Here is a 10,349-nt window from a genome sequence, read left to right on the forward strand (position 1 = left end):
ATAATACGAAAATGTAAAAGAAAAAGGAGCCTGTAAATTAATGCAAACAAAGTATATTTTTGTCACTGGTGGTGTGGTATCTTCTTTAGGAAAGGGCATTACAAGTGCTTCATTGGGGCGATTGCTTAAGTCCAGAGGGCTCAAGGTGTCGATCCAGAAATTTGATCCCTATTTAAACTTCGATCCCGGTACCATGAGTCCTTATCAGCATGGGGAAGTTTTTGTGACCGATGACGGCGCAGAAACTGATTTGGACCTGGGTCATTACGAACGATTCACCGACGAAAATCTGTCCAAGTTCAGCAATGTCACCACGGGAAAAGTATATTGGAATGTTATCTCAAAAGAACGCCGGGGTGATTACCTGGGGGGAACCGTTCAGGTTATTCCCCATATTACCGACGAAATAAAAGATGGGATTCTGCGGGTCACTGATTACAGTCATCCCGATGTGGTCATCACTGAAATCGGCGGAACAGTTGGGGATATCGAAAGTCTTCCCTATCTGGAGGCCATTCGTCAATTTAAGGGCGATCTGGGATCTGAAAATGTTTTGTACATCCATGTTACCCTGCTTCCCTACCTGGGAAAGGCCGGTGAACTGAAAACAAAACCAACCCAGCATTCGGTTAAAGAACTGCGAAGTATTGGGATTCAGCCGGATATTATTGTGCTTCGCTCAGAAAAAGAGGTAGAAGAAGGACTGAAGGCAAAGATATCCTTATTCTGCAATGTGGATAAAAAAGCTGTGGTTGTCAATATGGACGCCGCTGAACTATACGAAGTGCCCTTGATGCTTGAAAAAGAAGGTCTGGCCGAATTGGTTTGCGAAAAACTTCATATCGATTGTAAAGAACCAGACCTGACCGAATGGAAAGACCTGGTTAAAAAAGCCAAAAGTCTGGAAAACAAGGTCACCATTGGTCTGGTTGGAAAATATGTGGAACTGCATGATGCCTATCTTTCCGTGGCAGAAGCATTGCGTCATGGTGGAATTGGCAACAATTCCGAGGTTGTCATCAAGTGGATTCACTCTGAAGACATCAACGAAGAAAATGTTCACCGGGTGCTTAAAGATCTGGACGGAATCCTTGTACCCGGTGGATTTGGCCATCGGGGAGTGGAAGGAAAGATCCACGCCATTCAATATGCCAGAGAAAACAAGGTACCCTTTTTAGGTCTATGTCTTGGCTTGCAGCTGGCAGTCATCGAGTTTGCCCGAAATGTAGTCGGGCTTGCCGGTGCCCACAGTATTGAGCTGGATCCGGAAACACCTTATCCAGTGATCAACCTGATGGAAGAACAAAAGAAAATCATTGATATGGGTGGTACCATGCGTTTGGGATTATACCCCTGCGAATTGTTGGAAGGTTCAAAAGCCATAGAAGCCTATAGGGAGAAAAGTATCAGCGAACGTCATCGTCATCGCTATGAAGTCAATGATGATTTTATTTTGCAACTTGAAGAAAACGGGCTAGTATTCTCAGGAATGTCACCTGACCGAGTGCTTGTTGAAATGATTGAAATAAAAGACCACCCCTGGTTTGTGGCTACTCAGGCTCATCCAGAGTTTAAATCCCGTCCGAATAAACCCCATCCATTGTTCCAGAGTTTTGTCAAAGCAGCTTTAGCGACAAAAAAATAGTGAATAAAAAAATCGAGATCCTAGATCTTGATTTTTTTTATGATCAAATACACAAGATACACTAACAGGAAAACTGTGGATAACTTGAAAACTGTGGATAATATTTGTGAAAAACTGTGGAGAACATCGGTTTTGCCTGTGGACAATGTGGATAACCTTGTTGATTGAATAGAGAAACCCCCAACAGCGCCAATGTAACGGAAAAACAACGAACAGGTTAATTGTTAATAAAAGAAATGTAGTTGAACACAGGCTGTGGAAAATAAAATAAGATTGTCTTGGATCATAAATGGGGATATAATGAAACATAGCTAATTAAATCAAATGAAAAATAAAAAGATTAAGGTGAAAATTATGCATAAATATGGCTTTTTTAGAACAGCCTGTGCTGTTCCTAAACTAAAATTGGCAGATTGCCAATATAACCTTAGTGAAATCATTGCTCTGGCAAGCAAGGCCTGGGATCAGAACGTGGAGGTTTTATTGTTTCCGGAGCTGGGAATCACTGGGTATACCTGCGGTGATCTGTTTTTTCAACGGGAGCTTCAGCAAAATGCGGTGAAGGCCCTGGATAGCTTGTGCCAATGGTCGGACGGCAAGAAAATGCTGATAGCGGTAGGCCTGCCTCTGGCTATTAACGGGAGTCTATATAATTGTTCGGCGCTGTTAAATGATGGCAAAATCCTGGGGATCGTGCCTAAAACCTATATTCCCAATCATCAGGAATTTTATGAAAAACGCTGGTTTGCCTCGTCAAAATCTCTGAATCGGACAGAAATTACCATTTGCTCCCAAACGGTTCCGATTGGAACCGATCTGCTTTTTCAGCATGTTCATCGGGAAGAATTTGTAGTCGGCATCGAAATCTGCGAAGACTTGTGGGTGCCCATTTCACCAGGCAGCTTTCACGCCCTGGCTGGCGCAACGGTGATTCTTAATCCATCGGCCAGCAATGAGGTGGTGGGGAAAAGCGATTACCGCAGAGAATTGATCCGCTCCCAATCCGGACGTTGCAATGTCGCCTATCTCTATGCTTCGGCGGGATTTGGGGAATCTACCAGTGATCTGGTTTTCGGAGGAAATGCGATTATCTGTGAACGGGGGATATTATTAAAGGAACTGCCCAAGTTTAACCTCGGGAATGAACTGCTGATTACTGATATTGATGTGGAATCCCTTAATCATGACCGGCAAATGCAACATGGTTTTGGGGATTCGGTTCATCTGCTTGATGATCATTCCTACCGGACCATTAAGTTTGAAACCCCGGGTACCAATGATTTTGATCGAGAGGTGAATCCTCAGCCCTTTGTTCCGGCCGACCCGAATCGCCGGAGCGAACGGTGTGAAGAAATATTTAACATTCAAACCATGGGTTTGGCCACCCGCCTGGCTCATCTCGGCAATGCCCCCATGGTGGTTGGTATTTCCGGGGGACTGGACTCCACCATGGCACTGCTGGTCTGCGTCAATGTCTGTGACCGCTTCAATATCCCCCGGGAAAAAATTCATGCCGTAACGATGCCCGGCTTTGGTACTACCGACCGCACCTACGATAACGCCGTAGCGCTGATTAAGGGTCTGGGCGCCACCTTCCATGAGATTTCGATTGTCGCGGCCTGTACCGCTCACTTTAAAGATATCGGACAACCCATTGATCTGCACAATGTCACCTACGAAAACTCCCAGGCCCGGGAACGCACCCAGATTCTCATGGATCTTTCCAATAAACTCGGTGGGATTGTCATTGGTACCGGCGATCTTTCTGAACTGGCACTGGGCTGGGCCACCTATAATGGCGATCATATGTCGATGTATAGCGTCAATGCCAGTGTCCCTAAAACCCTGATCCGTTACCTGGTCGAGTGGGTGGCCGACCATTCGCCTGAAGCAGACATTCGGGAAATTCTCTATGATGTTTTGGATACCCCGGTTTCCCCGGAACTGCTGCCCCCGGATGCCGATGGAAAAATTGCCCAAAAAACGGAAGAAACCGTCGGTCCCTACGAACTCCACGATTTCTTTATGTATCAAATGGTACGCCATGGCTTTTCGCCGCAAAAAGTATATTTTCTGGCCTGTAAAGCCTTTGACGGCAGCTATGAAAAAGCGGTGATTTTTAAATGGTTGAAAAGCTTTTACCACCGTTTCTTCAGCCAGCAGTTTAAACGCAACTGCCTCCCCGACGGGCCAAAGGTGGGCTCAGTCTCCTTTTCGCCCCGGGGTGATTGGCGCATGCCCTCCGATGCGCACGCCACCCAATGGCTCAAGAGCCTGGAGAAAATGGAACCGATCGTTTAGGATATTTAAAAATTGATAAAAAAAGAAGCTGTCCGAAAACAGCTTCTTTTAATTACTATTCTTTTTTAGCGTAGTGTTGGATCAGGACTTCATGTTTGAAGTTAATAAAATCCAGAATTTCCTTTTTACCCTCTTCACTGGTCATGGCATATCCGAAAAGTCCCAGCAGGTCTTTCATATCAAGTGGTTTAACTAATTGTTCAGCAGAATTTAATGATCCCTCTGATTTAAGCTTCGCATCATTGAGTGATGTGGAGTTGTCAGTTCGACAGAGCAGAAAGTCCACTGATACATCAAAATAATCGGCAATTTCGACAAGCAATTGGTTTTCGGGAAGGTTTTTATCCTTCTCATACTTGGAAATCGAGCTCTTGTTTAAATCAAAATGCTCAGCAAAATCCTGCTGGGTCATATCCCTGTTAATTCGCAATCGTTTTAATCGTGTGCCAAAAGTAGACATGGTGTATCCTCCAAAAATTATTCATAATCTCAGTATGAATGAATAAGATAAACACATAATATGTGTATGACTAGATTATACACCATTTGTATATTTGTTAGCCAGAAATATTATACAAATGTGCCAAACCAGAAATAATTTAGATCGGACATGAGTCAGAAGCATTATTTCTTAATAACAATTAAAACAAACTTGCATTATTCCTTAATCTGGTTTAGAATAAGATGTTATATATTCGAGAAAGGATACTAAATGAAATTTACAGAATTAGAAATTAATGAACAACTGCTACAAGGCATTGAAGAAATGGGCTTTGTAGAAATGACCGAAATCCAGGAGCAAGCAATACCACAATTGATGATGGGAGGAGACCTCATTGGAAAATCACAAACAGGAACAGGAAAAACTGTTGCGTTTGCTATTCCAGCCATTACGAAGCTTGACCCTTCCATAAAGAAAGTACAAGTATTAGTTTTATGCCCAACCCGAGAGTTGGCAGTACAGGTCTCAGACGAATTTAAAAAAGTTATTAAATATCAAAAAGGCATTAAAGTGTTGCCAATTTTCGGTGGTGCATCCATTGAAGCTCAGATCAGAGACCTTAAATCCGGGGTACAAATTGTTGTGGGTACGCCTGGCCGGGTGATGGATCATATGCGCCGAAAAACATTGAAATTAAACGAAGTTTCGATGGTGGTGCTGGATGAAGCCGACGAAATGTTAAACATGGGATTCCGTGAAGATATTGAATTGATTCTTGACGAAATCGCCCATGAGATTCAGACGGTGTTATTTTCGGCAACGATGCCAAAACCGATTCTAAAAATTGCTGAAACCTATCAGAAAAATCCGGTTCTGGTGGAAATTTCACCTAAAAACATGGTTGCGACCAGTATTGAACAAAAATACTTTAACATCAACGATCACCATAAGTTCGAAGCGCTAACCCGCTTGCTGGATGTTTACAAACCGCAGCGATCGCTGATTTTCTGCAATACCAAAAAATACGTCGATGAAATTACCGATGATCTTAAAAAACTGGGATATTCTGTGGATAAAATCCATGGCGACATGCGTCAGATGTCCCGAATGGCGGTATTGAAAGATTTCAGCCGTGGTAAACTGAATATTCTGGTAGCAACCGATGTGGCTGCCCGGGGGATTGATGTGGATGACGTGGATATTGTCTTTAACTACGATGTTCCGGACAATGAAGAGTATTATGTCCATCGGATCGGTCGAACCGGACGAGCCGGGAAAAGCGGAATCTCCCTGACTCTGGCACGGTCCAGAGATCAGTTCAGACTGAAAAAAATCACCGACTATACCAAAAAAAGTATTGAACGGGATTTAATCCCCACCAGCGCCGTTATCAACGATATCAAGATTGCCCATTTTCACGAACGCTTCAAGATTCGGGCTGATAAGGGTGCCGAAAAGGGAATCTTAGATACCTATGTAACAATTATTGACGATCTGGTGGAAAAAGGCTACACGGCCGAAACCATTGCAGCGGTCTTGCTGCAGGCCCAATTACCGCTGTCAGAAGCCGAAGATCTTAACACCATTGAAAGACGGCCAAGACGTACCGATACAGCTCCACGTCGGGATGGTCGGGATGGCCGAGATGGCCGCGGTCGTCGGGATGGTGGATCCAGAGATGGCGGTGCCCGTCGCGCTGGTCCAGAAAAAACAAAACGTCTTTTCATCAGTGTCGGTGAAAAGGATCATGCCCAAAAGCGGGATATCCTGGGAGCCATCTGCGGAGAGTGTGGTATTCCATCTTCTGCAGTCGGCAACATCGACATGTACGACAAATTTACCTTTGTTGATATCGATGAAGAACAGGCTAAAAAAGTAGAAAAGAAATTAAACGGAAAAATAATCAAAGAACGCAAAGTAAAAGTTGAAATTTCTAAAAAGAAAAAATAATTAAACTATCAATAGAACCTGGGTGTGAGGCTTACCTTGTCTTTGGATCCAGGTTTTTTCATTAGTGCATTTGCGAGAGCATTTAATAAAATCAAGAGGAGGTGCCAGATGAAAGACACTCAAACAGAAAAAAAGAATAAATTGGGCGTGGTTCCAATTCCGAAGCTACTCTTTTCAATGTCAATACCGGCGATTATTTCGATGATGATTCAGGCCATGTACAATATTGTCGACTCTATCTTTGTGGCGCAAATCGGGGAAGAAGCACTGACCGCTGTTTCTTTGGCTTTTCCGATTCAGATGATCATTATCTCCTGCTTTGTCGGCATGGGAATTGGGATTAATTCGGCCATATCAAGGCGACTGGGTCAGAATAAAAAGAGCGAAGCGGCCAATGTGGCGGAGCATGGTTTTTTGCTGGCGATTCTGATCGCAGTAGTGCTGGGCATCCTGGGATTTTTCACGGCGGAAGCATTTATCAGTCTATTTACCGACAATGCCAACATCATTGCTCAGGGACGGGCCTATTTAATGATCGTTACCGTTTTCTGTTTTGGCAGCTTTATCACCCAGGCAGCTTATTCCACCTTGCAGGGCAGCGGTGAAATGATTCAGCCGATGGTGGGACAGATTATCGGTGCAGTAGTCAATATTATTTTGGACCCGATCATGATCTTCGGCTTGTTGGGATTCCCGGCAATGGGAGTTGCCGGTGCTGCCATCGCAACAGTTATCGGTCAGCTTTTTGGAATGACCTATATGCTGCTGGTGGTTTTTAAAAGCAGTAAGAATTATCTAAAACTGGATTATAAGGTGTTTCATTACGAGACGGCAATCGTCAAAGATATTTTTAAAGTCGGTTTGCCGGCGGCGATTATGCAGGGGTTGGCTTCGCTGATGATTACCGGATATAATTTGATTCTGGCCGGATTCGGAATGTCGGCAGTCGCTGTTTTCGGTGTTTACTTTAAAATTCAGTCGATGATTTTTATGCCCATCTTTGGATTAGGGCAGGGTGCCATGCCCATTTTCGGCTTCAATTTCGGGGCAAAGAATCGGGAACGGTTTAATGAAACCCTGAAGGTTGCCGTTACCGCCGCCCTGACGATTATGACCATTGGCACGGTACTATTCTGGATTTTTCCAGCCCAGATTATGATGGCCTTTAACCCCTCCGCCGAGATGATGGCAATCGGGATTAATTGTCTGCGCAGCATCAGTCTGGCCTTTCCCCTGGCCGGCATCTCGATTATGATTGGCGTCAGCTTTCAGGCGATTGGAAAAGCTTATGTCAGCATGATCGCATCCTTTATCCGACAGATGGTGGTGCTTTTGCCGGTTACCTATCTGCTGGCTCAGCTCGGTGGTCTGGATTGGGTATGGTATGGCTTTATCATTTCTGAAGTGGTTTGTATGAGTTACCAGCTCTTTATGTACCGATGGTATCAGCGAACCATCTTTGATACCTGGGATGCCAGCCCGGCAGTGGTGCAAAACTGACAATCGCATTGAAAGATTTCAAATTAATGAAAACGCAAAATAAAAAAGATCTTCAAAAGGTACTCGCTTTTGAAGATCTTTTTTCTTTAATTTTTATTCAGAGTATTAATCACATCGATGCTCTGATATATCAAGCTTTTCATGCGCTCGGTTTCACCACAAAGAAATAGGTAGCCAATCAGGGTTTCAAACCCGGTGGCATAGCGGTAGTCTGAAGGGTTGGCGTTTTTGGGAACCTGGGAGGCGGTGTTTCGTCCCCGTTTAACCATCCGCTCCTCGGCATCAGAAAGCTCTGGCAATAGTTCCCGGATAATCTGCGCCTGGGCGCTGGCGCGAACATAACAAATCGAGGTTTTGGTCATAACATTGACGTTCTGGTGACCACAGCCGAGCAGATATTTGCGGATCAGATCGGAAAATATCCCATCCCCGATATAGGCCAGCGCGAGCGGATTCATGGCGGCGGCCTGTTCGATGGTATAGCTTTTTTCGATGGTGGTCTGGATGGTTTTTAGGCGGTTTGAATTTTCTGACGTGGGTGTTGGAGTCAGGCTTTTTTCCATTTAACACCTTCCCGGGTATCCTCCAGGACAATACCTTTAGCCAGCAGTTCATCCCTGATCTCATCGGCCCGTTTGAAATCTTTGGCTTTGCGGGCGGCTTGTCGCTGGGCGATCAGGTCTTCCACGGCCGCATCAAGATTGGTTTCTTTTTCTTTTGCCGCCAACCCTAAAACGCCAGTGAGTTCGGCAAAAATGTTTTGACCGGCAATAATCGCCGGTTTGGAAGAAGCAGCATCCAGATTGGAGTTGAGATCCCGGACCAGCTCAAAAATAACGGCAATCGCATCAGCGGTGTTGATATCATCGTCCATGGCGGCGACAAAATCGTTTTTGTATTTGACCAGGGTATTAATCCAGCCCTGTTCATTTTCGGTGGCCATCTCAGCGGCAGCATTTTCCAGCAGGAATTCCATCTGGAATTTAGCAGTATACAAGCGTTCCAGGGCACTGGCGGCCTGCTGCAGCAGCGGTTCGCTGAAGTTAACCGGGCTGCGGTAATGGGCCATCAGTAAAAACATCCGCACCGCTTCGAGATCAAAGGTTTTGGCGATATCCCGGACGGTGAAGAAATTGCCCTTGGACTTGGACATTTTCTCGTTATCGATATTAATGTAGCCATTGTGCACCCAATAGTTGGCGAAGGGTTTGCCGCAGCAGCCTTCAGATTGGGCAATTTCATTTTCGTGGTGGGGAAAGATCAGATCCTGGCCGCCGCCGTGAATATCAATGGTTTCGCCGAGATGTTTTTTGGACATCGCCGAACACTCAATGTGCCAGCCCGGTCGTCCCTGGCCCCAGGGACTTTTCCAATAGGGTTCACCATCTTTTTTCTTTTTCCACAGGGCAAAATCAAGGGGACTGTGTTTTTCGTCATTGACATCAATCCGGGCCCCGGATTTTAAATCATCAATCGACTGTTTCGATAATTTGCCGTAGTCTTTAAAGGCATCGACATGATAGTAGACATTGCCACCAACGTTATAGGCCAGACCTTTTTCTTCCAGGGTTTTGATCATCGCAATGATTTCTGGCATATGCTCGCTGACCTTGGGATGGACTGAGGCCCGTTTGATACCCAGGGCATCGGCGTCGGTGAAGTATTCTAAAATGTATTTTTCCGAAACATCCCCCGGGGAAATCCCTTCTTCATGGCTGCGGTTGATGATTTTGTCATCCACGTCGGTAAAATTCTGGATAAAGGTTACCTCATAACCGGTATATTCCAAAAATCGTCGCAGCACGTCAAAAACGATGAAGGGACGGGCGTTACCGATGTGAAAATAGTTGTAAACAGTGGGTCCGCAGGAATACAGGCGAACCTTGCCCGGTTCAATCGGGACAAAGGTTTCTTTCTTCTGGCTCAGGGTATTATATAATTTCATAAAGTTCAACCTTTCAATTTATTTCTTTACAGCAATGTGTTATGATAACATATTATACACTAAAGATAAGATTAAGTGTCAATGGATAAAATTTTTTAGGAAGAAAATTTCTGTTATTATCCAAAATGAATGACAGAAATGAACGAGGAATCTCCATGGAAGCAAATGCAAAGAGAAAAGTCCTGGCCCAGGCGATTTTAGCCCTTGAAAGCGAAGAGGATTGTAATCTGTTACTCGAAGACCTGTGCACCATCAAAGAAATCGAAGACATGGCCCACCGGTTCGAAATTGCCTACTTGCTGTCCCAGGGAAAAACCTTTATCGATGTCGAAAAACTGACCGGGGCCAGCTCGGCCACCATCAGTCGGGTCAACCGTTGCCTCAAACACGGCAAAGGCTACCGCAACATCATCGAAAAAATGAAGAAGGACCATACATTGGAGTAATCTTATCTAAAATTTAATATTAAAGGAGTTGAGTGTAGTGATGAAAGCTGTGAAAAAGTCGAAGAAGTTGGACAACGTTTGTTATGATATTAGAGGACCGGTGGTCGAAGAGGCGGACCG

At 44.7% G+C, this 10,349-nt stretch carries 8 protein-coding genes; 5 read left to right on the top strand and 3 right to left on the bottom strand.

Annotated elements, in window-relative coordinates; genetic code table 11:
• Positions 1-40: 40 nt before the first annotated feature.
• Positions 41-1,645 (top strand): CTP synthase, encoded by a 1,605-nt coding sequence (locus ACEW8F_RS04930; protein ID WP_373482361.1) that lies wholly within the window; start codon positions 41-43, stop codon positions 1,643-1,645.
• Between the two features lie 354 nt (positions 1,646-1,999).
• Positions 2,000-3,946, top strand: a complete 1,947-nt coding sequence (locus ACEW8F_RS04935; protein ID WP_373482362.1) for an NAD(+) synthase — start codon at positions 2,000-2,002, stop codon at positions 3,944-3,946.
• 55 nt (positions 3,947-4,001) lie between these two features.
• Here the strand turns inward: ACEW8F_RS04935 and ACEW8F_RS04940 are convergent, their stop codons facing one another.
• Positions 4,002-4,406, bottom strand: a complete 405-nt coding sequence (locus ACEW8F_RS04940; protein WP_373482363.1) for a helix-turn-helix domain-containing protein — start codon at positions 4,404-4,406, stop codon at positions 4,002-4,004.
• A gap of 252 nt (positions 4,407-4,658) precedes the next feature.
• On the opposite strand from ACEW8F_RS04940, the gene ACEW8F_RS04945 reads away from it, so the two are divergent.
• Positions 4,659-6,338 (top strand): DEAD/DEAH box helicase, encoded by a 1,680-nt coding sequence (locus ACEW8F_RS04945; RefSeq protein WP_373482364.1) that lies wholly within the window; start codon positions 4,659-4,661, stop codon positions 6,336-6,338.
• Between the two features lie 108 nt (positions 6,339-6,446).
• Positions 6,447-7,838 (top strand): MATE family efflux transporter, encoded by a 1,392-nt coding sequence (locus ACEW8F_RS04950; RefSeq protein ID WP_373482365.1) that lies wholly within the window; start codon positions 6,447-6,449, stop codon positions 7,836-7,838.
• An 86-nt stretch (positions 7,839-7,924) separates the two neighbouring features.
• Here the strand turns inward: ACEW8F_RS04950 and ACEW8F_RS04955 are convergent, their stop codons facing one another.
• The gene (locus ACEW8F_RS04955) at positions 7,925-8,401 is read right to left on the bottom strand and encodes a Mini-ribonuclease 3 (RefSeq protein ID WP_373482366.1); all 477 of its coding nucleotides are present in this window, start codon (positions 8,399-8,401) and stop codon (positions 7,925-7,927) included.
• On the bottom strand, positions 8,386-9,783 hold the full coding sequence (gene cysS, locus ACEW8F_RS04960; RefSeq protein WP_373482367.1) for a cysteine--tRNA ligase: 1,398 nt from the start codon (positions 9,781-9,783) through the stop codon (positions 8,386-8,388). The genes ACEW8F_RS04955 and cysS overlap by 16 nt, the downstream gene beginning before the upstream one ends.
• A 155-nt stretch (positions 9,784-9,938) precedes the next feature.
• On the opposite strand from cysS, the gene ACEW8F_RS04965 reads away from it, so the two are divergent.
• On the top strand, positions 9,939-10,229 hold the full coding sequence (locus ACEW8F_RS04965) for a YerC/YecD family TrpR-related protein (RefSeq protein WP_373482368.1): 291 nt from the start codon (positions 9,939-9,941) through the stop codon (positions 10,227-10,229).
• Positions 10,230-10,349 lie beyond the last annotated feature (120 nt).

It is taken from the genome of Acetobacterium sp. (assembly GCF_041752335.1).
GTDB lineage: Bacteria > Bacillota > Clostridia > Eubacteriales > Eubacteriaceae > Acetobacterium.